The following is a 24,231-nucleotide window of genomic DNA, read 5'->3' as shown; positions in this document are numbered from 1 at the left end:
TTTATATCAGATTAAATTGTTGATTGATTAATTCGGTTTCTGCTCCCGCTTTCGGAGCCGCTTTTCTGGAATAAAGCTTCTCTCCATTGATTTGGATTGGACTTCTGGTTCCTTTCAGAATTTCTCCGTTAGGTAAATCCAATTCCTGATCAAATCCTAAAACCTGATAAGCTTCGTGACTTAAAAGCTCTTGATAATTGAATATCGGCGAACACCAAATTCCTTTACTATTTAGTAAATCAGTCCAATAGCTTGTGCTTTCTTCTTGAATACGATTTGCTAACAATTGCGTGATTTGATCTTTCTCTGTGAACCAGGATTCTTTATGCTTGTATGCAGATAAATCAATTCCTAAAGTCTCGCCAATAAACAGCAAATTACCCATTGCCAGAGCTAAATAGGCATCTTTCGTTTGATAAATTCCATAGGGAGCACTTAGATAAGCATGTGCCGTTCCGTTTTCACTTCCTCGTTGAGGCAGCTTATTCCCGTCATTTAAGAAACTGGTGATTACTTCAAATTGTAGATCCAAAATAGATTCTAACAAGCTGACTTCTACTAAAACACTTTTCTGCGTCTTCGCTCGCTTGATTAATGCCGCCAAAATACCTTGTGTTAAGTGATGGCCGCAAATCATATCGGCTGTAGCCAGACCAAAAGGTGTTGGTCCATGATTGCTAGTTCCTGATAACCACGTCAAGCCTGATAAAGACTGGATCAATAAATCTTGCCCAGGTTTATTTGCCCAAGGCCCTTTATTACCATATCCGGTTACAATGCCATAAACCAACTTAGGATTGATTTTGATGGCTTGTTCGTAATCCAAACCTATCTTTTCCATCACACCCGGACGGAAATTATGCGTCATCACATCTGCCTGAGCGATTAGCTTCTTCACTCTCTCCAAATCCTCAGGATTCTTCAAGTCTGCCGCGTAGGATTCCTTATTTCTATTGATGGTATGGAAAACCAAACTATCTCCATCAACAAATAGATTTTTAATAGCTATTTGTCTGCCCCCTTCACCTTTTACCGGCCTTTCTATTTTAATTACTCTGGCTCCCAAATCCGCCAATTTCAAACCAGCTGTTGGGGCTGCCATAAATTGGGCAAATTCTAAAACCAGTAAACCTTCTAATGGTTTCATTTCTTTTGTTAGTTTTTTAAAGTATCAAGTACCTAGTATCAAGTCACTAGATGCCCCGCTTGAATATATTATGTTGACTTTAGTGTCTTCGCGTATGCACAATAATTAGCAAAGTCATGCTGAACTCGTTTCAGCATCTCATCATACAAGTAATATGCTTCATATGGGATTCGAAATGACCTATATCTTTTTATTTGTCCCTCAAAACATCCGTAAAATGACAGCGGATCTCTATTTTTTACTTCCTGGACTCTATATACAACTGATTCAGTTTATCTAATACCTGTTGCTCATCTCCGCCTTTCAATAAGTAATCTCTCACTACATCCCCAGCATGATCCTGAAAATGCATGTGTCCATGATATCTTGGTCTTAAATAAGCTCTTTGCAGTGCTGGCAAGGTGTTTTTAAAATAGTTATGAGATGCACCATTGCTATGTTCGCTTTCCCAGGCTTTCAAGTGTCCCGGTTGCCCGCCATTATCAAAAAACAAGTATTCCTGTGTATGAGGGTTGCCCACAAAATCAGTGTAAGCAACCGCTTCAGCAATATATTTTGATGATGATGATATTGCCAATCCTGTTCCTCCCAAAGACGTTTTCATATTTTCCTGCCCTTCTTCCAATGCTACTAAATCATGGAAATGCAACAGATTTTTCGCGTAACCATCTCTGGAATAATTGGAATAACCATAAGCAAAAGGGCAGTAGGCAGTGGTATCTGTATTTACCATGGTTTCGTAAACCTGAATTGGATTTTTATCAAAGAAAGAACGATCTATCTTGTCTGCAAGTGTTTTGAATAATTGCAAAGCTTTAATCCCGTTTTCTTTACTGATTACCTCTGTTTCTGAAGCAAAAGGTTCTTCTCCCACGGCACAACAGAACATGTAATAGCTCATGATGGTATCAATAGGAATCAGAGCAGCACCTACCAAACCTCTATCGGCTAAAGCCAGCACATCCTTGAAATTTTTTGGCAGATTCACTTGAAGCTTAGCCAATAAATCTGGCCTGCTGGAAGCTACCGGAGTTGCCGCATCTATTGCCAGAGCCCATTGATTACCATTGAAATTATAACTTTCATGCGATCTGCCAACGGTATTCGCCGCCTGGTCGGCCATATATTCTTTCGATAAATATTCATCTAATGGCAAGATAGATTTTGTTCCTGCGGCAAAACCCGCCCAAGGGTGATCTATCACCAACAGGTCATAACGTTCTGCCAATTGCTGGATAGACATATCGGCAAACTGTTGTAATGAACGTTTCTCCCAAACAATCTCTACATCCGGATTTAATTCTGTAAATCTTTGTGCCGTTGCTACCATAGAGGTAAATCCGCGGCTGTGGTTCCAGGTTATCCCCTTTAATATTTTTGGTTTGCTCATTTTAATTTAAAACTTCGTTTTTGCTGCTTCTTGTACGTAATTAGTTTTTGCTTTTGTCGGGTTGATATAAAATGTATACTGATAGTTTTTAGCCGGAACCTGATATTGTTCCAAAGGCTGTGAAACTTCTGACCAGGAATCATTTCCACCTACACCCATCTGAATTAAATCGATATTTACCGTAATTTTATTAGCATCTACCAATTCATGCCAATGTTTTTTTGATAAAATTTCTTCCTGTGTGAAAGGCCAGGCGCCCATACTCAGTAAGCTATCTGCTACGACCATAATACCTTCTCTATCCTTATTTCCAAAAGCCATCCAGCGTACATCGGTACGATTTCCGTTTTCCTGAGGATAGATATATGGTTCCATAAAATCATTGATAGACATGTTGTAAATACCTGCATCAAAACCGTATCTTCTGTCTACATAATTTTCCATTGGTCCTTTTCCGTAAAAAGTAATTTGGTCATACGGACGGTTGATAGCCATTTGCATTCCTACTTTTGGGATATTTGGAAGAGAATTATCCGCTTTTAAGCTATAGTCAACTTTAACCACTCCATTCCCATTAACCGTATAAATAACCTGAACCGTAGCTTTTCCGGCAACAACATCATAATTAGCTGTAATTTGAGTTAACCCTTCTGCTATCTGCTTTGCTTCTACCGTTTTTAAGGTTGCCTTATTTTCGTACCACTCTTTTAAAATTTTGTTAGGTTTCCAACCTCTTCTGTCATTTTCTGTTTCAGGACGTAGGAAGTTTGGCAACAGTGGTTGCTGGATTTGTTCTTTCCCATTAAGGACATAAGAAGTCAATGCTCCATTTTGCTTATCAAAAGAAATGTGGAAGTGCTTTCCTTTCAGATCGATTTTATCTCCTGCTTGGTTTAAAGCGATTGCTGCAAACTTTTGATTACTGATTTTTTGAGTAGACAAACCAGTTAATGCAAACTGATTAGATGCCACTTCAAAACCTTTCTTTTCCCAAACCTCGTCTTTAGACAACTTAAAGTGGATACTTAATAAATATTCTTTACCCGCTTTTAGCTTTGGAAAATATGCTTTTAAGCTGATATCTTTCTTTGCTCCCGCACTCAAATCTATAGCCGGTATCTCTTTTTTCAATACCTGTACACCGTCTTCTAACAAAATAATTTCAGGTGTAAATTCTTTTAAATTCTTTACTGCATTTCTATTTTCTAAATGGATAATTGCATTTGCGGCATCTTTTAAAGTTGCTTCTGCTCCTTGATAGATACGCTTATTCTCGAACATTGCCGCTTTTGGTCTGCCCCATGCATCAACAATACCGTTTAAACTAAACGCTCCATTATGATATTTTTCGCCAAAATCGCCACCGTAAGCCAAAAATGAATTTCCGGTAGTGCTATCTTTCTTAATTAATGCCTGATCTTTATAATCCCAAATAAAACCACCAATCATTCTCGGTCTGCTTCGGAAAATATCCCAAAACTCCTTGATGTTTCCTGTAGAATTCCCCATAGAATGCGAATATTCTACAAACAGGATTGGCCTTTTATCTCCATTTTTCTGATTCAGTAATAAATCTGGAGTATAGACGCCCGGATAAAATCTGGAAACCATATCCACATAATACTGATCCAAAGGATTTTGTAAACGGTGCGAGTGATCGTTCGTTTTTGGATATTTCGGATCTTTAGGATCTATATACCCTTCCAACTGATGGCTTCCCATTCCCGGCTCATAATGCACCGGTCTGGTAATATCAAAATCATGCAGCCAAGCCGCCATAGAAGCTGTTGTTGGACCACGTCCTGCTTCGTTACCTAAACTCCAAATAATAATACTTGGATGATTTTTATCACGATAAGCCATTCTGGTAATACGCTCCATGTGCGCAGCAACCCAATCCGGATCATTAGCTAACTTACCGCCTAAGCCATGCGTTTCGTAATTTGCTTCATCCATTACCATGATACCGTATTCGTCACAAAGCTCATAGATATATGGATCATTTGGATAATGGCTGGTACGAATGGCATTGAAATTGAATTTCTTAATTTGCGCAATATCTTTACGCATATCTTCTCTGCTTAAAGCTTTACCTTTTACCGGATCGTGATCGTGACGATTTACCCCATACAGATAAGTTACCTTGCCATTGATCAATAGCTTTCCGTTCTCTTTAGAGAACTCAATTTTACGGAATCCCACTTTACAGCTTTTTGCCTCCAACAGCTTATTTTCTTTATCGTAAAGCGAAATCACCAGTGTATAAAGATTAGGCTCTTCTGCCGACCATTTTTTCGGGTTCTTCACTTCAGATTCCAACAAACCGAATTTCACGTTATCTAAACGCGGATAAGCTTCATTGAAAATATCATGTCCGGATTTCTCCAATTCGTTAGCAAAAACTGGCTTCTTATTGGCATCATATAATTGTGCCTTCACCATATAACCTTCTGTAGTTACACCAGAATAATTATCTATGCGTGGACGAAGACTGAAAATAGCATCCTTATATTCTTTATCCAGTTTTGCTTGCCAATGAAAATCTGCAATGCGTACTTTTGGTTCTGCTAATAACATCACGTCACGGTGAATACCGCTCATTCTCCATTGATCCTGATCTTCCAGATAGGAAGCATCACTCCAACGGATTACCTGTACAGAAATCACATTTTCTCCCGATTTCAGGTAAGGTGTTATATTAAATTCCGACGGCAAACAAGAGTCTTCGCCATAACCTAAAAACTTACCATTTAGCCAAACTTTATAAGCAGATGTCACACCGCCAAAATGTAAGGTGATGTTCATATCCTTCCAGTTTGCAGGTAAGGCAAATGTCTTTTGATAAGATCCTACAGCATTATAATCTCTTGGTACACGAGGCGGATCTACCGGTCTGAACGGATATACAGCCGATTTATAAATAGGAATATCATAGCCTTGCATCTCCCAGCTGGAAGGTACTGGAATCGTTTTCCATCCCTGTTGGACTTGTGTATAGAAATCTACAGGAGCATCAGCAGGCTTGAAAGCGAATTTAAAAGCCCAATCTCCATTCAGCATCATCAAACGATCACTCTTTTCTCTTTTGCCTTCAAGAGCAGCGTCTATAGATGAATAGGAATAAGCTGTTGCCCTGGCATGTTCCCGATTGATCGAAGTAATCTTGGGGTCTTCCCAGGGTTCTAAATTATAAATTCCAGGCACCGGCGGAATAGTAGCTGGTAGACCATCAACCGTCTGCGCCTTACTAAATGTTGGGATTGCCATCAATCCGGATACGGCTAGATATATATATTTTTTCATTTTATTTTTTAAAGTAATAAGTTCTTAGTTTTAAGTAATAAGTAGCCTAGCATGATGATCGGATGCTAGCATCAAGCATCAGCATGTTTTTGTGTTTATTTTCCATTACTCCTCAGATCTGTTCTTATTTATTAAGTCTTTGGAATAACACACTTATAACCTAAAACTTACTACCTGCAACTGTACTATAACTTAACCAAATATTCTCTTCCCTTCTCCACTTGCAACTCATACTGGTTCTTTCCTACTGTCTTAATTGTTGCATCTTTACAAACCGGTTTTTTCTTATTGTTTATTTTCAATGTACCAGTTCCTACCGGAGACTTCACTTTAATTTCAGAAGTGCTTACATACAATTCAATTTCTCCTTTTGGTGTGGGGATACTACCTTGCATCCATTTCAAGCCACCTAAATGAGGTTCAATAGTATAGTTTTCATAACCCGGAGCAGTTGGGCGTACACCTAAATAATATTTACCCAATAGATAAATCGGGCTGGCTCCCCAGGAATGACAAAGGCTTTTTCCAAATTCACGGCCATACATGGTATAATGTTCTGCGCCAGATTTTGCAGGATTATATTCTTCCCAGAAAGTAGTTGCCCCTAACTTCAACATACCTCCCCAATAATCCTTCATCTCTTTCATGACATAATTCTGCTCGCCCATAGCACACAAAGCTTCCAACTCGTAGAAACGCATATAAGGCGTCATAATCTTTTGGATATTGTCATTCAACAATACATTTTGTTTCACGCCTTGCTTCTGTTGAGCATTCAGATAATCAAAGAAAATAGCGAACATATTGGTATAACGCGTCACATTATCCGTTTGCTTACCATCGATTCTGCTATGGGCAAAAGCCTGTTTGCTTTCGTTCCAGTAATAGTTAAATATTTTAGACTTCAGACTTTTCGCTTCTGCACTATAGAAATCCTTCGCTTTTTGATCTTTTAAAATATCGGCACACAAAGCCATCGTCTCCAAACTTCTGCACAGCAATAGCTGCTCAAAACTCACTTCGCCTTTTTTGCTCAATCCATCTGCCCAATCAATAAAGATCCAATCGCCGGAAAGTCCCTGCATTAAACCGTCTTTATTTCTGCGTTGAAGACAGAATTCCATTAAAGACTGCATTTTAGGATAAGCCAGTTCAATAAACTCCTTATCTCCTGTATATAAATAGTAGTCGTAGATTCCCAGAAACCAATAGAACGTATAGTCCATAATGGTATTGATATGGCTCATGGTAGGTTCCTTACCTCTTAGGGCCAAAGTGGTACGTTTTACCGACTCAGAATCAAAACCCAAGTAATAATTCATTAGATAGCTCTGATACGCATCACCACTCCAAATCCAACGGTCACGTTTAATACCATCAATAAAGAATTCACGAGTAGTCAATTCCATGGTATATTTGGAAACATCCCAAATCTTGTTCAATTCTGCATCTGAAGAAGTGAAACGGCCACGATCTTTCATTGGCAAATATTCATATAGCATAGAAACCTTAGCTATAGAAACTTCAGGATCGGTAACGATATTCACATATCTGAAAGCTTTTGACAGCTCTAAAACTGAATCCTTTGCACTGACATTGTTAATATCAAAAATATCGAAGGTCTCACATGTCTTCGTTCCCAAAGCCTCTTCTTTTGACTCTCCATAGTAGATTTGTATTTTACCCTTACCTTTTAACTGGTGCAATTTTACAAAGCCGAAAGTATTTTTTCCAAAGTCTATAACTTGTTGATTTCCCTTTTTCTCGGTATTTATAGCCTCTTGAGGTCTGGTTGCTAATTTAAACGCAGAAGGCTTATTATCCGGAGTATTGAAATTCCAGGTTCCGGCTTTTACATAAGTAGTTCCGGATTGGTCTGAAGCCTTTCCGGTTTCGTCGATCCACTCCTTATCTTCAAAAGTTACCAACCAGGTATTATCTGTTTTAATGGTTTTACCTTTGATGTATAATGCAGGCACATGTCCCTGGTTATGAATTTTTATATTGATTTTTTGTTGTCCCGCAGGAATAGTCAGCTTTTTTGGATATCCCGATACCATCTTGCCGTTGATTTTAACATTGTATCTTCCTTCTGCAAAAATTTCAATATCCTCTGGTTCTGTTAAGTTGAAAACTTTGTGGAATTCTACCAGAACATAATGGCTATCCATTCGCCAGAATGGCGGAAAGAATGTTCCTCTTTCGGTACGTCGGTTTTGCATATCGTTACTTAACCAAATTTCAAAATCTCCGGGATACCAAATCCAGGTTGATTTTTGCTCTTGTGCTTTGGTTGTTAAACTGCATAAACTTGTTATTGCTATTACAAGCGCAACACACAGATTCTTAGGGTATAGAATGTTCATATCTTATAATGGATTTCAACTAAAAAAGAGCCACTTACAGCTATACCAAATCTATTAGCTATAGGTCTGCATTTTATATAATATGTTTCCCTTGTTTTATATGATATTAGCGTAGCGGTGAGTGACGAGTTTTTAATTTTTAATCTTGAGTGTTTGCCATTGAGTCTTGAATATTCGATATAATTATATAAATATATTTACAGCATGAAAAACATAGTGGTATTAACAGGTGCTGGTATTAGTGCAGAAAGTGGAATTGCAACCTTCAGGGATCAAAATGGTTTATGGGAAAAGCATCGCATTGAGGATGTAGCCACACCAGAAGGCTGGTTAAAAAATCCAGAATTAGTTTTAAACTTTTACAATTTAAGAAGACAACAAGCCAAAACGGTTAAACCTAACTATGCGCATATCAAATTAAAAGAACTTGAAAAAGATTTTAATGTACATATTGTCACGCAGAATGTAGATTATTTACATGAAGAAGCCGGAAGTTCAAATATTATAAAATTACATGGTAGCTTATTTTCAAGATGTAGTGATAGAAACAAAACAATTAAAGCTAAGGTATTTGATGACATGATATTTGGAGATTTGGCTCCGGATGGTGGTTTCTGGCGACCGGATATTGTTTGGTTTGGCGAAGCTGTTCCCGAAATTGAAAATGCTATTCCTATTTTCAGAAAAGCTGATGCTTGTATTATCATAGGTACTTCTATGCAAGTTTATCCAGCAGCGGGACTTACTCAGTATCTGCCGCATGATTCAGAGATTATAATTTTAGATGTTAATACACCGCCAGCTAATAACTCTAGAGCTAAAATTCATTATGTTACCAAGAAAGCTACGGAGGTATTGATGAGGTTATTGGGATGCTTAAAGTCAAATTGTTAGAAAAAAATCCCTAAGTCCTTTCTTTTAAACACAAATAGCGCTACAGCTGGGAACTGTAGCGCTATAAAACCAATTAAAGCTAATGCTTTTCATAGGATAGATTTTTAACCAATTGTCGTTTTTATTTTAAAAGCTTGCCGACTCGCTTTCCTTTATTTTAGCATTGTATATCAGGCTATTTATAAAATTCATATGTACCTCCCTTTTTTGTCTGGAAATCATAAAGTTGACCAGAAGAAACGCCTGTTCCCGCTAAAGACGCCTTTACAGAAACCAAAGGTTTCTTTACGGTAGGCAGCTCATAAAAAGGATTTGAGTTAGATCCACTAGCTGTAATTATTGTTATCCTATTGGATTTAATTGCATTATGAACACGTATACGACAATTCCCGCCAAGTTTAGAATGAATTTTAAGATTAGTGATTTCTCCGTCTTGCCAGGCCATATCAATTACAAAACCACCCCTGGCTATTAAACCTGATATACTTCCGCTTCTCCATTTATCCGGCAATGCTGGTAGCAAATGAATATCTCCATCATGGGATTGCATTAACATCTCGGCGATACCAGATGTACATCCAAAGTTACCATCAATCTGGAATGGTGGGTGCGCATCGAAAAGATTCGGATAGGTTCCTCCATTCTGGCCTTTTTCTTCCTGTGGCGCAGGACTCAACTGATCTTCTATTAATTTATAAGCTCTGTTTCCGTCCAGCAACCTGGCCCATAGGTTCACCTTCCAGCCCATAGACCATCCGGTAGATTTATCGCCTCTGTAAATTAATGAATTGCGGGCTGCTTCGAACAGTTCCGGATGACGGTAAGGCGAAATCTGATTGCCCGGAAATAAACCATATAAATGAGATACATGTCGGTGTTTATCGTTCACTTTGTCCCAATCCTGAAGCCATTCCTGTAATTGTGCATGCTGGCCTACCTGCATTGGTGGTAAACGATTTATCATGTTACGTACCGTATCAGCAAAAGATTGATCCTGTTTTAAAATCTCGGATGTCCGGATAAAGTTTGCAAATACATCAAAAACAAGCTGATTGTCCATAGTAGTACCAGCACCTACTCCTACGCTTGGTAAATAAGTGTTTTCGGGTGACATAGACGGCGCTACCACTAACCATTTATGCTTAGGTTCTTCCTGCAAAACATCAACATAAAACATAGCTGCTCCTTTTAATACATCATAATACTCCCTCAGGAAATCATTGTCTCCATTATAAAGGTAATGTTGCCAGATATGCTGACTTAACCACGCTCCACCCATTGGCCACATACCATAAAAGCCACCATCTACGGGGCCGGTTATACGCCATAGATCCGTGTTATGGTGCAGATTCCACCCTCTGGCTTTATACATCTGGCCGGCACTTTCTTTTCCGGTTTCCGACAGCTCTTTAAGCATCTTGAATAGAGGCTGATGCATCTCAGGAAGATTAGTAACCTCTGCAGGCCAATAATTCATTTCGGTATTGATGTTTACAGTATACTTACTATCCCATGGCGGACTCAATTTTTCGTTCCACTTGCCCTGAAGGTTTGCGGGCTGACTTCCGGGAAAAGAACTGCATATTAACAGATAACGCCCAAACTGGAAGTATAAAGATACCAGAGCAGGGTCATTACCTTCCTTAAAGTCTATTACCCTTTGATTGGTTGGTTTATCCATTACAGAAGTTACGCCCAAATCCAGTTTAACTCTATTGAAGTATTGCTGATAGCTTTTGATATGATTTGCCTTAAGCTTTTTATAAGACTGTCCTGTTACCTCCGCCAATCTTTGCTTTACCCTGATATTCTCATTTGCACTGATGTCCTGATAGTTATTAAAATTGGTTCCTATAGAAATAAACAAGGTAACGGCATTGGCTTCTTTCACTACAAGTTTATTGTCTTTTATTTCTAAAGTACCGCCTTCCAGTTTAGGCACAACCTGTGTTTCAAACTTAACTCGTCCTTTTTTACCATCTACAGAAGACGAAACAGCTTTTAACAATAACCTATCTGTTAAAGCAATTTTCTGGAATTCTTTAAATGGCGCATCCATATCTATAGTGAAGGAAATGCTTTTGGTCTTACTTGCCGTTAGTCTTATGGCAATAACTTTTTTAGGTATAAGCGCAATATATTCACGCTTATAATCTATTCCGTTTGCCTGATAAGAAATTGATGCGGTCGCTTTTTCTATATCAAGATTCCGTCTGTAATTTATAAAACCACCATGGCCAAAGTCTAAAAATAAATTACCTGCAGTCTGGTACTGCATACCATAATTCCCTCCCTTAGGCGCCTGTCTGGGAAACGCTTTATTAGACAGATCCTGCGCTTCTTTATATTTGCCTTCGACCAGCAGTTTCCTGATCTCTGCAATTGCAGGATAAACGTTTGGAATGATATTGTTTCCCGGTTCACCAGCCCAAATAGTTTCTTCATTAAGCTGAATTCTGTCTTTCTGCACTCCCCCGAAAACCATACCTGCCAGAAAGCCATTGCCTATGGGCAGGGCCTCGTTCCAGTTTGCTGCCGGCTGGTTATACCATAACTCCATTGGATTTTGCTGTTGCGCAAAAACCAGACTTCCGCACAGTGAGAACAGTAACAGGAAAAGTGCTTTTTTAATAAAGTATCTCATTCTAAAAATTAATTTGTTTGATTATAAACTTTTAATATTCTCATATTATGTATTCCAATACGTTTATGCAGGTTCACTAACACCTTTATTATGAAATCCAGAAACAAGTTCGCATTAGCGACAAGTTAAGAACTTTTAGCAATCTAATCATATCATAATCCCCTCTCCCTTAATCACTTCCGACAAGTCGGAAGACGGAAGTGCAAAATTCAAGAACGGTGTTTCATAGCAGAAACATTGTACTTTTCTCCTTCTCCCTGCTCCGAAGGAGTCCCTTTGGGAGGAGAAGGTGCCCAAAGGGCGGATAAGGGAACTCTTAACTTGACGCGTATGCGAAACAATTTGCCTAACGACAGTCAGGAGTTCGGGACGACTTAACTTATGTCCACACGATAGACTTTGGGCGGGATCAAGATAATGGGGAGTGAAAACCTCAACCTATATTGATTTGTATAAATTACATTTACCCTCAGGATAACTTACTACTCTATCTTTATTCACTAACTAAAACGGATTCCAGCTTCCTAAAACATTTTGTTTAGAATATAACTTAGCCTCTTCTGCTGTTAATTGCTTAGACCAGCTTACTCTTTTACCGGCCTGATACCCTTCCCCTTTACTCTCATATTCTGCATATCTTGCTGTTTTTTCATTATCAGTATTTCCCCAATTATGCCATCCTTCCGGCCTGATGTGTCCGCCCATTTCACATTCCACAAAAACCACATTGGCATAAGGCCTCCACGGGCGGCCCAGGTAAACAGACGCTTTTTTAAGGTCTGATGCTGCTGTTATCTTACATTTCTGGAATATATAGCCATATTTTTGTTCCTGCGGTGTAGAAGCGGCCGTTAAATATCCATCTCTGAAACTATGCAAGATGCAATTTTCAAAGAAAGCTGTAGAACCACCAAAAATAAAATCTACCGTTCCGCCAATATAGGAATCTGTTACATATTGCAGCGTACCGTTTCCTGCATAAAATGTATCCTGAAAGCCAAGAAATTTACAGTTTTTAAAAGCTGATTTAGGTGCACCAATATTAATGGCCAATGCCTGCCCGGCATCTATACCAGAGGTATTTTCGAAAGTAATCTGTTCTGCAGTAAAATTGTTTCCGTTAATAAATACCGATGCAGAACCGGAAGTACCATATTCTTTTCCTTCGCTATTGAGTCTCTTTGCATAATTATCATAGGTAATAATGGTTTTTTCGACATTTTCTCCCTTAAAAGAGACAAATGTTTTGGAAGATGGTACAGTTACTATTTCCTTATATATACCATTTTTTATATAAATAGTAAACGGTTTAGTCTTCCCACTTGGTACTGCATTTACGGCTTCCTGTATCGTCTTAAAATTACCCGATCCATCTTGCGCCACGATCAGGTCGTATTTGACAGTTTCTATTTGTTGTTCCTCTTTTTTAGGTGTATCGTCTGCTTTGCTGCTGCAAGACAAGCTTAACGATAAAACACTTATTAAAGCTGCGTATTTCAAATCCATTATATTTCTTATTTATTTTTAATAACTATCTCAAAACTAACTAACTAACTAACTAACTAACTAACTAACTAACTAACTAACTAACTAACTAACTAAATCATCTGATAGTAAATGTCACCATTTTTAAATCTTCATCTGCAGAACTTTTACCTACCAGCAATTCATAATCTCCCGATTGTACCTGCATTGCTTTAGATTGTTCGTTCCACCATTCCAGCTGTTTAGGTGTAATTTTAAATACCACTTGTTGGGTTTGCCCGGCGTTAAAACTTAGCCTTCTGAAATCTCTCAATGTTTTTACAGGCCCGGTAGCATCTCCTTTTTTCCTTAAGTAAACCTGGACAACCTCGTCGCCACTCCGCTTACCAGTATTGGTTACCGGCACAGTTAGCTGTATTGTCTGTCCATTAGTAATAACCTGCTGATTTAAAATCGGATTTCCGTACTGGAATTGGGTATAGCTTAAACCATATCCAAATGGGAACAATGGTTTATCCTGCATATAACGATAGGTGCGACCGGCCATATCGTAATTTTCGAAATCAGGCAATTGTGTCGTATCCCGATAGAAGGTTATTGGTAAACGTCCAGAAGGATTATATTTCCCAAATAGAACATCGGCAACAGCTTGTCCGCCTGCCTGCCCCGGGTACCATGCCTGTACAATAGCTTCGCTATTGGCCATCTCATCTGCCAGCCCTATAGGCGAACCAGAACAGTTGATAAAAATAACTCTCTTACCTGCTTCTTTTAAAGCCTTTACAAACTGCCTTTGTATTGTCGGAAGCTGGATATCTGTACGGTCGCCACCTCTAAATCCAGGTAGCTTCACTCCCATTTCCTCCCCTTCTAAAGACGGGGAAATTCCTCCTACGAAAACAACTAAATCTGCTCCGGCAATATTTTTAATCGATTTATTGATATTTGCCTCTTCTTTATAGCCAATATCAAAATTCAATTGTGCGTCTCCATTATTATGAGCAAAGTAGAACTTAATATCATAGTTCTTACCTTGCTGGACTTTCATATTGTAAGTCTGCTTACGGCTACCGTGGTTTGTTTTAGCACTTTTTACTTCTGTACCATCTACCCATAAACTTAAAAGACCATTCATATAAAACTCCATTACCACTTCTCCCGATTTTGAAGGCTTAAACACACCCTCATAACTTGCAGAAAAATCTGTCAGTTCTACCTTAGGTGCAAATACCGTTGCTCCGGATGTACAAAGGGCAAAAGGATTGGACATCTGCATATTGGTTGCCGGAGCTCCGTTTCTATCCTTATTGTTCCAATAGGTAGCCCGGAAACCCTGCTTTCCGGTAAATGAACATTCGTTAAAAGCGCTCCGCATTAAAGTCTGTTCTACCAAACCACAGGCCTGCTCATAAATCAATTTATCCTTTGGTCCTAAAGCAGCTTTTATACCTTCCAGAATGGTAATGGTGTTAGCCGGGGTACCGTTATAGTTTCCCCACTGCATAACAGAATCCTGTGCATTTGGTCCCATAACGGCAATCTTAAGCCCACCGCTTTTTAATGGTAGTATATTGTTCTTGTTCTGCAGCAAGGTTATGGACTTTCTTGCCATGTCCAGGGCTATTTGATTATGCGCTTTAGAGGCTACCACATTATAACTAATTTTGGACCAGGGTACCAAAGATTGATCGTCCATTTCTCCCAGTCTGAACCTGGCCATCAATAAACGTCTTACCGATACATCAATATCTTTTTCCTCTATCAATCCTTTCTTTACTGCTTCTGTAAGTGCTTTGTAGCTGGATCCACAGTCCAGATCTGTTCCGCTATATACCGCAGCTGCAGATGCTGAAGCAGCATCGGGATGTGTCTTATGTGCATTTTCTTTAAAAAAATCTGCAATAGCCCCGCAATCGGCTACTACTATACCTTCAAAACCCCATTTCTTTCTTAATATTTGTTGTAATAACCTATCGCTTCCACAACACGGATCTCCTTCAAACCGGTTATAGGCACACATAACTTCCTGCACTTTGGCTTCTTTTACCAAAGCCTCAAAGGCCGGTAAATAAGTTTCGTATAAATCTCTTTGTTTAATATTCGCAGCATCAAAGGAATGTCTGTTCCATTCCGGACCGGAGTGAACGGCAAAATGCTTAGCACAGGCATGTAATTTATCGTATTTCCCATTGGAAGGGCCCTGTAATCCTTTTACCGCCTGAACGCCCATTACCGCAGTAAGGTATGGGTCTTCGCCATAGGTTTCTATACCTCTGCCCCAACGCGGATCTCTAAAAATGTTGATTGTTGGAGTCCACATGGTTAAACCTTCATATCGGCCATAGCTCCCCTGCGACAAATGATAATTGTGCTTTGCCCTTGCTTCATCTGAAACTGCATTGAACACATTAAACAGTGCATCTCTGTCAAAAGACGCCGCCATACCGATAGGCTGTGGAAATACCGTTGCTAAGCCGGCCCTGGCTACACCATGCAATGCTTCGTTCCACCAGTTGTATTGTTTAATTCCCAAACGTTCTATTGGTCTGGACACGTCCTGCATCAGTAAGACTTTTTCTTCTACAGTGAGACGTTGTAACAGATCGTCTACCCTCTTGTCAAAGGGCAGACGATTATCCTGAAATGGATATAGTTTATTCTGTGCTGATATTTGTGAGCCTAGAAAAATTAAAAAAACTGAAAAAACAAAAATTCTCATAAACTTATACTAATTGAAGATATCTAACAATTCTACCGAGGCTAACTATCAACACCATCTAAACCGACCGTTCATTTTATTTTTTTACCAATCTGGTTACATGATTATTACCATTAGCATCATTTATTTCTACTATATATATTCCTATTGGTAAACCCGAGATGTTAAAATTCTGATTATTTTCTACTTGTTGAGCAGTAAATACTTTTTTACCTGTCATATCGTATATACTAATGTTATTTTTTGATACCGTAGAAGATAGTTTGATATATTCGGTTGCCGGGTTAGGATATACAGCTATGTTTACATTATTTGTAAATCTTACGGAAACTAAATCGCTGTATTCGGTATGTCCATCAAAATCTATGGCCTTTATTCTATAAATATTGGTTTCGGCCAGCGGTGCATGGTCTGTAAAATAATACGTTTGTTTTATATTGCTGTTTCCTGTGGCTTTTATATTTCCTAATTCCTCAAAATTCTTTCCGTCAATTGTTCTTTCTATAGTAAAATGAGAAGTTCCTTTCTCTGTTAAAGTGCTCCAGTTAAGTTGCACAGATTGTCCTGCTTTAACAGCTTTTACCTGTAAGCCGGTAATTGGTAAAGTTTGTATTACTTCTGATTCTGCACTTAAAGCTCCAAACTCTCCTACTGCCTGAACCTTATAGGCATAATTTGTTTCTTGTACTGCCGTTGCATCTGTATATGTGCCATTTAGCGAAAAACCTATTACTTGATTATTTCTGAATATAATATACAACCTTGCATAATCTACTTCATTCCATGTAAGCTCATTATTATTAAGGGATAGATTTGTTGGCTTGTCGGGAGCTTCTGTCATTAAACGCGGATCCCAGCTATCTCCATTTCTGAGAATAACATTTTCATAGCTATAGCCTGCTGCTTCTGAAGGTGTAAGTGATTTTTTAGCTTTACCTGTTACTACTCCGGTAACATTTCCGCTTCCATCTTTAACATCGTACTCATAATCTTCTATACGCTGGCTTAAATCTATCGCATTACCATTTATATCCATGGTATTGTAATCTGCAAATACCGCTGGTATAGCTCCCATTTTATAATACCATCCTTTAGGATAGATACTTATTCCGTCCAATAACCTTGTATTCAGGAATACAGTTTTTGGTGATCCCTGCCATGGTCTTCCTAAATAAGTAATTACACTGGATACTCTATCTTTCATTAATATGCAATCACTAAATACATAACCGTAAGCAGTTTCCGGCTTGTGGCTTGGTGCAACAATATAGCCACCTGCATCTCTATTTACAGAAATGGTATCCCGATCAAAGAACACATCTCCGGCCCCATAAATAAAATCAACAGCTCCCTCTATTCTCGAATTTTTAATATAGTGCCTGTCTGACACATTATTATATGAAGTTAAATAAGTATCCTGGTAACTTCTGAGATAAACATTATTAAGGGTAAATCTGTCTTTCGTCGAAAACAAAGCCAATGCCTGTGGCCCTGCCAGCTGTTCGTAACCCCAACTATTTTCTAAAGTCAGATTTTCGAAATAGCAATCTGTAGAATTTACCACCATGGTTGCTCCTACAGAAACATGCACAGCATTTTCGCCACCGGAAAGTAGATTATCAGAGATAATTACACCATCGCGGCTTTGGCCAATTAAGTGTATAAAAGGTTTGCTTGAAGGTATATCATGATGTCCGGTATATTTTCCGTTCTTGATATAAATTAACCATGGAGTTACCCTGTTACCAGGCGCTGCTGCTATGGCATCTATTACTGACAGATAATCTCCCGAACCATCTTTTGCCACAACCGCATCAAACATTTTTTTAGTTGGCTGTGTTCTGTTTGCTGTAGTAAAGGTAAAAGTAATTCCGGCATAAGCATTCCCAGACATGTCAATTAAAGCTCCGGCCGGTATAGTTACGGTATATGATGTATTATAGCTCAATTTTTCATAAGCGAATGTAACGGACTTTGTTCCGTAAACGCCGGAAAGCACTTTTGTTCCTAACGTGATATTACCCGTTCCTGCTTTTACCCGTTCATTAAATGTTAACACAACAGAACCATTAACGGTTGCTGTAGCCGAACCTACAGCCGGTACAGAAGAAATTAATTCCGGAGCATCTGTATCATTTACGATTTCTTTATCTGCATACACAAATACATTGGTATAGGCAATGCCTTCAACGTCAGATCCAGGATTGCTTGCATTACCGTCAAGTTTAGCGCTTCCTTTATCTGCCACCCATTTCAAATAAACTCTTGGCTTTCCTTCTGCTTCCTGTGGTAAGGTAGCATTCAGATCGGACCAACTGCTGTTATATTTGCCAGATATATCTACAGTTGCTATATCCGTATAAGAAATATCGTCTAAAGAATATTGTAGTTTATAAACGGAATAAGCCTGATAAGAAGCTGCTACCATTGATTTTACCTGGATATTCTTATAGCCTTCTGTAGAGAATTGTGCTTTCAAATATCTCAGGTTTCCGGCATTAAAGTCAGCAGCCGGTGTCCATAATCTTGCTGCCGGATAAGACGGAGAATAACTCGCGGCACTGGACAACCAGGCTACAGAGGCATTCGAAGCAGAATATGCAGATATCATACCTGTATTGGTGCTCTCTGCGTAATAATCGGCAGTTTTATCTTGTTTGGTAGTTTGATCCATAAAATCCCATCCTACTATAAAGGGAATTTCATCAAACGTGGCGGTGTAAGTTGCGTCTGCATTAACAATAACTGTTCTTTGTAATACTGTAGAATTATCTTCCCAATAGCTGAAAGTGCTTACAGCATTTGGAGTTACCGTCATGGTTACCTCTGTTCCAGCCTCGTATTTTCCGCTTACAGGCTCAGGGGATAGTTTTACATCGCCCCAGTTTGAACCTGTTTTATTTACCGTAAAATTATAAGTTGCTACGGTTTCAAATACTGCTTTAATATTTTTGGCAGCATCCATTGTAACCACATATGGATTTGATACAGACAATTCTGCATCAGCATTATCAGCGTCTACCCATTTAACGAACTTGTAGCCAAAGTTTGGGGTTGCCTGCAGACTAACAGTACTTCCTTCTGTATATTCATAGCTGTTAGGTGTTTTTGTTATTGTACCTGCATTGGCAATATTTACCAATGTGGTTAGGGTATGTTGTGTCCCTACAGGCGTATAATTACCATAAATTTTGAGATCAAACAGATAAGCATTTTGGTCAGTGGTAAGATTAGTAAATCTCAATGCAACATTTTCTTCGTTGATGCTTACTGTAACAGTTTGTCCTCCCGCTGGAACGGCAAAAGCATTAGAAACAGTTACCCAATCTGCATCGGTACTACTTTTTTTCTCTAACCTATAACCTCTGTTTCCTCCAGTTGCTCCATGCGTAAAAACCACTTTTGTTATGGAGGCTAGCGGAGACAATTGGATATAACAATCGCCTGCTTTGTCTGTAATTGCTGCTCCAGGTGTTACGCCAATAAATTTGACATCTGTTTTGGTTGGATCAACAGCTACTTTAAAATAGCTGAAATCAAACCTTTCCTGAGTAAAATCAGTTGTTTTTGACACCACTGTACCTGGCAAAGTAGAATTACTGGAAAATTTTGTCCATTCCTGAAAATCTGTAGAATACAGCAGTTTCTCCTGTGGTGTTTGCGCCTTCCCACCACTCTGAAGAATGCTTAAAAACACAACAAATAAGTAAAAATACTTTTTCATGAATTTTGGTTTTATAATTAGTAATTAGGTTTATTCTTTTACAATCTTTATAGTTGATACGTCTGATCCGTTTTTAAAATGAAGTAAATAAATACCAGAAGAGAGCCATTCTATATTCACTGGTGTAGATATAGCACCTTCCTGTACATTGACTACTGCTCTTTCTTTTCCGGATATGTCCGAGATTATAAAAGAAGCTTTTTCAGCTACCGGATGCATAATGGTGATATCTTTAGCTGACGGATTCGGATATACTTTTAAAGCAATAGCTGAGGAATTATTATTTATAAACTGGACTTCACTATAAGTATATTTACCATCAATATCTATCTGTTTCAATCGGTAATAGTTGACGCCTACAGCAGGCGTTTCGTCTTTGAAAGAATAGGAATGTACCCCATTTGTATTTTTTGAGATCACATTTCCGATAACATTAAATACCTTACCATCAAGGCTTCTCTCTATTTCGAACCGCTGCGTGTTAATCTCGTTTGCTGTTTTCCAGGTTAATACGGTTCGATTAGATAAGTTTCTTTCTAAACTGGCTGTAAAAGAAATCAGCTCTAAAGGTAAGGTTACACCTATAGGAGCATAAATAGTTATATTGTCTATATTAAGATCTGTTCCGTTATCATTTACAATTTTCAGACGGTTTACATTAGGTGATGCAATTTCAATAGTCATCAGTTCGAATTGTGATAACTTAGCCAGATTGGTAAGCGGTGTAGAGCTCCAGCTTTGTCCACCATCTGTTGATGTATAAATTTTTATTTTCCCTGCCGGAATTGTGGACCTGTTAATCTCATTAAATGTTACCTTAGAAATACCCTGATTGAAAACGGGAGATATCAGATAAGCCTGAGTAGTTAATCCATAGCTGGTTATATTGCCCGAACTATAATTCAACATCTTTACAGACGGATTTTGCCCATCTGTCCACTGGGTTCCCGTTCCGGAATAGTCTTTTGTCTGTTTGTGCGCTGCATAAAACCCCCATCCACCGGTAGAACTGCTAAAAGCAGATTCAACAGCCGGATTAGCAACAGAACCCGGAAACGCTTCTGAAAAAGGTTCTGTCCAGTAAGCATGTGCTATAGGATTATTTATCTGTTTAACCTCACTATAAGTAACCTGATTACCAGCATCTATCATCTTCAAACGATAATAAGAGAGGTCATTTAAAACATGGTTATCGGTATATATATATTCGCTTAAAGCACTGTTTTGCTTACTGGATATACTTGTTAAACTTGTGAAAGCCATACCATCTGCACTCCTTTCTACTTCTATAGTTTGTACAGCCAGATCATTGCTGATTGTCCAGTTTAAATCTACAGATGTACTTGCCGCAGCTTTTAATGTAACTGCAAAACCCATCAGTTCAAATGCGGTTGAAGAAGATGCTGTAATACTATTCAGATAGACTTCCAGCATAGTATACCCCTCTCCATTTAACTGATTTCCGTCTATTGCATTATTTTTATCTAATCCATTGATATCTTCCCATGTATCAGGGATACCGTCTCCGTCAGAATCTAAAGGAGCTGCTACAGAGTTATAAACTGGCCAGCCTCCTACTTCATTCGGAGAATCTATAATTCCCCATTTTCCTGATGTTGTACCTATTACACTGGCCGTTCCTGTAACCGTTTCACTTACAATTCTCTTATCTACAGCATCCCGAACCGGTAATATCGCCCCAGCATTCTTCAATACATCTGTATAGGCATCTGCTGCACTTTGTACCGGTATAGGCACCGTAACAGCAAATGGGGTTGACACCTTGGCTATACTTAAAGATTCCGAAGGAATTTTGGTAAAACTTACAGCAGACCAATTGTCATTGGTTTTAGCAGCATTTCCATGCATAATATTTCCACTTACATGAAACTCTCCTATCCCTTTAGCTTCAGGTTCATAATCGGCCTCTATAAAAAGGTAGTCCGATGGTGTGGCCGGTCCCGGCTTATAATAATTATTTACCAGATTTATTCTGGAAAAGGCGTTTTCTATATTAACTGCACCACCAGCCGCGGCATTTCTTGATCCGGCATTATAAATTACATTATTTCTGTAATCTATTAATGCTTCAACATCATGAGCTCTAGCTCCATTAAAGCGGGTAGATCTGGCATTTAAATGCGCAAAAAGGTTGTGATGAAAAGAAGCATACTGACCGCCCCAAACTCCTCCGTAGCCCCTGTTACCTTTAAGATGACCTGCGTTATACAATCCTTCGCTGATAACACAATACTGCACAGTAATATCTTTCATATCATACATGGCAGCACATTCTTCATTTGCCCAGGAGAAAGAACAATGGTCTACTATAACGTTGTCTACATTTTCAAGATCAAAACCGTAAACTCCGCTGGATAATGTACTCCCCGGCCTCGACCTTATATATCTAACAATTATATTATTATGATTTCCTCCTATTTTGGCCCCATTAAAAATTAAAGAATGCCCTTTAAAACATATACCATCGCCAGGCGCTGTTTGACCCGCAATGGTAATATTAGAACGGTTGACTTTTATCTGCGACAATAGTTCAATGGTCCCACCTACTTCAAAAACAACTGTTAAAGGTTCTCCGGGATACGCATTAAAAGCTTCCCTGAAACTCCCCGATCCGGAATCATTAAGATTTGTTACTTTATAAACCTTTCCTCCTCTACCTCCTGTCGCATATTTGCCAAAGCCTTCTGCTCCGGGAAATGCTAGTTGCTGTGCCTGAGTATCAAAACACGACACAAAAAGCATTAATGAAATAATGGATAAAAATTTATTCATAATATAAGTTTATAGTGGTTATAATGAGGCCGTTTCCAGAATAACGTTCTTTAACAGCCTCATCGAGTTTTTTTGGTTATATAATTATTTCAGCTGACTAGTGGTAATATCCTTAACCAGGCTATTCATGTATACTTCTATATTGTCATAACCTGTACTCAGATCTCTGCCGTTGGCATTCGCCTTTTTTGGGTCCAATTTGTTTGCAATTTCCCAATCATCAGGCATACCATCGTTATCAGAATCAACCGGAGCAGGTTGTGTAGATAAGAAAGGCCAACCATCAACATCAGAAGCTTTGTCAATAATTCCTTTAACACTGTATTGGTCTCCACTGGAACCATTTTTATAAAAAGTTTTATTTTTCACATCGCCTAAGATTCTGATATCCACAGCATCTCTTTTTAAACTGGCCCCTGCAAAATCCAGTACCTTTTGATAAGCTAATTCTGCTGTTTGAGTTTTTACATTGTTACTTGTAGGATGAGGTTCTTTCATTCTCATCGCAATTTTATCAGCTTCTGAAACTGTTCCGTAACTGCTATGAAATTGGTTGTAAACACCATAGGTCCAATTATCATTTGTAGGATTTGCCCGACCGTCAATCACATTTCCCGCTATATAGAATTTCCCCCATTTATCATATACCGGCTGATCTGAATACTTATTCTTATCAATGGAAAAAATTCTGTCCAGAACCTTATTTTGCGTAGCTGGTCCAGGCTTATAATAATTATTAATGATGTTGATATTCATTCCTTCGCCACCATACGAACTGTTACCTCCCCAATTGTAGAATACATTATTTCTTACATCCACCAAATCGGTAAGTGCATAAATAGAACCTGCTCTTTCTCCGTATCTGGGTACACGACTATCATGATGTGCTAACAGGTTATGATGAAAGGAAGCATATTTACCGCCCCATATAGCCCCATATCCATGCGCACCTTTTGCATGTGCAGAAATTCTTAAGCTTTCCGACACTATACACCACTGCATCGTGAAGTTATCGTTATTGTAAAAAGAGGCGCACTCATCTGTAGACCAACTTACAGAGCAATGGTCTACTATAATATCCTTCACTTCGAAACCTCCCACAGCATCTCCTTCCACACCGTTTTCATCTCCCATCCTGAAACGTAAATAACGCAATATAACGTTATTGGTTGCAACCGAAACGGGATATCCCTTTATAGTGATTCCGTCACCAGGAGCCGTCTGTCCGGCAATGGTTATATCTGGGTTCCTGATGGTTAATTGCGATTTTAAATCAATTGTTCCGGAAATATCGAAAACAATAATCCGCTTACCGGAAGCTGTTATTGCGGCCCTTAAGCTTCCCATCCCCGAGTCATTCAGATTAGTAACCTTAATAACTTTGCCTCCTCTGCCACCGGTAACATTTTGTCCAAAGCCTTCAGCTCCCGGGAAAGCCAAAGCTGTTTCCTCTACAGGTACAGGTGAAGATGGATTATCCTTATCTCCCGGTTTACTCCCGGAATTCCCCTTTTTACAGGCGACAGATGCCAATATCATTATAGCTAATACCGATATACTATGTTTTTTTAAACTCATTTTTTTATTCGAGTTCCAAAAACCAAAATAGTTTTTCTTCATTTTTATTCAGATTTATAAACGATTGTTTGATAGGTTGCAGGTGTCTTTTTTGATTATCATCAGGGTATCCAAAAAATTATTTTGTCATCTGACCTAAGAAAAAATCAAGGAGAATAAGCTATTCGATAATTTTCTTAACATTAGAA

At 38.7% G+C, this 24,231-nt stretch carries 11 protein-coding genes; 1 reads left to right on the top strand and 10 read right to left on the bottom strand.

Annotated features, from left to right (window positions below):
* Position 1 precedes the first annotated feature (1 nt).
* The 4 genes from PEDSA_RS02385 to PEDSA_RS02370 form a co-directional block, all read right to left on the bottom strand.
* Positions 2-1,147 carry a CaiB/BaiF CoA transferase family protein gene (locus PEDSA_RS02385; RefSeq protein ID WP_013631556.1) on the bottom strand — a complete coding sequence of 382 codons (1,146 nt, stop codon included), beginning with the start codon at positions 1,145-1,147 and terminating at the stop codon, positions 2-4.
* A gap of 238 nt (positions 1,148-1,385) precedes the next feature.
* A complete protein-coding gene (locus PEDSA_RS02380; protein ID WP_013631555.1) occupies positions 1,386-2,537 on the bottom strand; it encodes an ABC transporter substrate-binding protein in 1,152 nt (383 codons plus the stop codon).
* Between the two features lie 6 nt (positions 2,538-2,543).
* The gene (locus tag PEDSA_RS02375; RefSeq protein ID WP_013631554.1) at positions 2,544-5,840 is read right to left on the bottom strand and encodes a glycoside hydrolase family 2 TIM barrel-domain containing protein; all 3,297 of its coding nucleotides are present in this window, start codon (positions 5,838-5,840) and stop codon (positions 2,544-2,546) included.
* A gap of 185 nt (positions 5,841-6,025) precedes the next feature.
* The gene (locus PEDSA_RS02370) at positions 6,026-8,206 is read right to left on the bottom strand and encodes an alpha-L-rhamnosidase-related protein (protein WP_013631553.1); all 2,181 of its coding nucleotides are present in this window, start codon (positions 8,204-8,206) and stop codon (positions 6,026-6,028) included.
* A gap of 204 nt (positions 8,207-8,410) precedes the next feature.
* Between PEDSA_RS02370 and PEDSA_RS02365 the strand changes: the two genes are divergently transcribed.
* Entirely contained in the window at positions 8,411-9,100 is a 690-nt protein-coding gene (locus PEDSA_RS02365; protein ID WP_013631552.1) for an SIR2 family NAD-dependent protein deacylase, read from the top strand.
* Positions 9,101-9,275: 175 nt separating this feature from the next.
* Here PEDSA_RS02365 and PEDSA_RS02360 read toward each other — a convergent pair whose 3' ends face one another.
* From PEDSA_RS02360 to PEDSA_RS02335, 6 genes are all read right to left on the bottom strand, one after another.
* A complete protein-coding gene (locus PEDSA_RS02360) occupies positions 9,276-11,744 on the bottom strand; it encodes a glycoside hydrolase family 95 protein (protein WP_013631551.1) in 2,469 nt (822 codons plus the stop codon).
* Positions 11,745-12,248: 504 nt separating this feature from the next.
* On the bottom strand, positions 12,249-13,250 hold the full coding sequence (locus PEDSA_RS02355; RefSeq protein ID WP_013631550.1) for a pectinesterase family protein: 1,002 nt from the start codon (positions 13,248-13,250) through the stop codon (positions 12,249-12,251).
* A 97-nt stretch (positions 13,251-13,347) separates the two neighbouring features.
* Positions 13,348-15,948: a xylan 1,4-beta-xylosidase gene (gene xyl3A / locus PEDSA_RS02350; RefSeq protein ID WP_013631549.1), complete on the bottom strand. Its 2,601-nt coding sequence runs from the start codon at positions 15,946-15,948 to the stop codon at positions 13,348-13,350.
* Positions 15,949-16,024: 76 nt separating this feature from the next.
* Positions 16,025-19,672, bottom strand: coding sequence for a pectinesterase family protein (locus tag PEDSA_RS02345; protein WP_013631548.1), 3,648 nt, complete (start codon positions 19,670-19,672; stop codon positions 16,025-16,027).
* A gap of 30 nt (positions 19,673-19,702) precedes the next feature.
* Complete coding sequence (locus tag PEDSA_RS19380) at positions 19,703-22,465, bottom strand: T9SS type A sorting domain-containing protein (RefSeq protein ID WP_013631547.1); 2,763 nt, start codon at positions 22,463-22,465, stop codon at positions 19,703-19,705.
* 84 nt (positions 22,466-22,549) lie between these two features.
* Positions 22,550-24,043 (bottom strand): pectate lyase family protein, encoded by a 1,494-nt coding sequence (locus PEDSA_RS02335; protein ID WP_041537218.1) that lies wholly within the window; start codon positions 24,041-24,043, stop codon positions 22,550-22,552.
* Between the last annotated feature and the right edge of the window lie 188 nt (positions 24,044-24,231).

The sequence above is a fragment of the Pseudopedobacter saltans DSM 12145 genome (genome assembly GCF_000190735.1).
In the GTDB taxonomy this organism is placed as follows: Bacteria; Bacteroidota; Bacteroidia; order Sphingobacteriales; family Sphingobacteriaceae; genus Pseudopedobacter; species Pseudopedobacter saltans.
The sequence above is the reverse complement of the archived record's forward strand: the minus strand, read 5'-3'. Positions and strand labels throughout refer to the sequence as shown.

What these genes read in the sequence shown, in the direction of transcription:
- PEDSA_RS02385 (WP_013631556.1), bottom strand. Translation starts at nt 1,147, where the DNA reads ATGAAACCATTAGAAGGTTTACTGGTTTTAGAATTTGCCCAATTTATG.
- PEDSA_RS02380 (WP_013631555.1), bottom strand. Translation starts at nt 2,537, where the DNA reads ATGAGCAAACCAAAAATATTAAAGGGGATAACCTGGAACCACAGCCGC.
- PEDSA_RS02375 (WP_013631554.1), bottom strand. Translation starts at nt 5,840, where the DNA reads ATGAAAAAATATATATATCTAGCCGTATCCGGATTGATGGCAATCCCA.
- PEDSA_RS02370 (WP_013631553.1), bottom strand. Translation starts at nt 8,206, where the DNA reads ATGAACATTCTATACCCTAAGAATCTGTGTGTTGCGCTTGTAATAGCA.
- PEDSA_RS02365 (WP_013631552.1), top strand. Translation starts at nt 8,411, where the DNA reads ATGAAAAACATAGTGGTATTAACAGGTGCTGGTATTAGTGCAGAAAGT.
- PEDSA_RS02360 (WP_013631551.1), bottom strand. Translation starts at nt 11,744, where the DNA reads ATGAGATACTTTATTAAAAAAGCACTTTTCCTGTTACTGTTCTCACTG.
- PEDSA_RS02355 (WP_013631550.1), bottom strand. Translation starts at nt 13,250, where the DNA reads ATGGATTTGAAATACGCAGCTTTAATAAGTGTTTTATCGTTAAGCTTG.
- xyl3A (WP_013631549.1), bottom strand. Translation starts at nt 15,948, where the DNA reads ATGAGAATTTTTGTTTTTTCAGTTTTTTTAATTTTTCTAGGCTCACAA.
- PEDSA_RS02345 (WP_013631548.1), bottom strand. Translation starts at nt 19,672, where the DNA reads ATGAAAAAGTATTTTTACTTATTTGTTGTGTTTTTAAGCATTCTTCAG.
- PEDSA_RS19380 (WP_013631547.1), bottom strand. Translation starts at nt 22,465, where the DNA reads ATGAATAAATTTTTATCCATTATTTCATTAATGCTTTTTGTGTCGTGT.
- PEDSA_RS02335 (WP_041537218.1), bottom strand. Translation starts at nt 24,043, where the DNA reads ATGAGTTTAAAAAAACATAGTATATCGGTATTAGCTATAATGATATTG.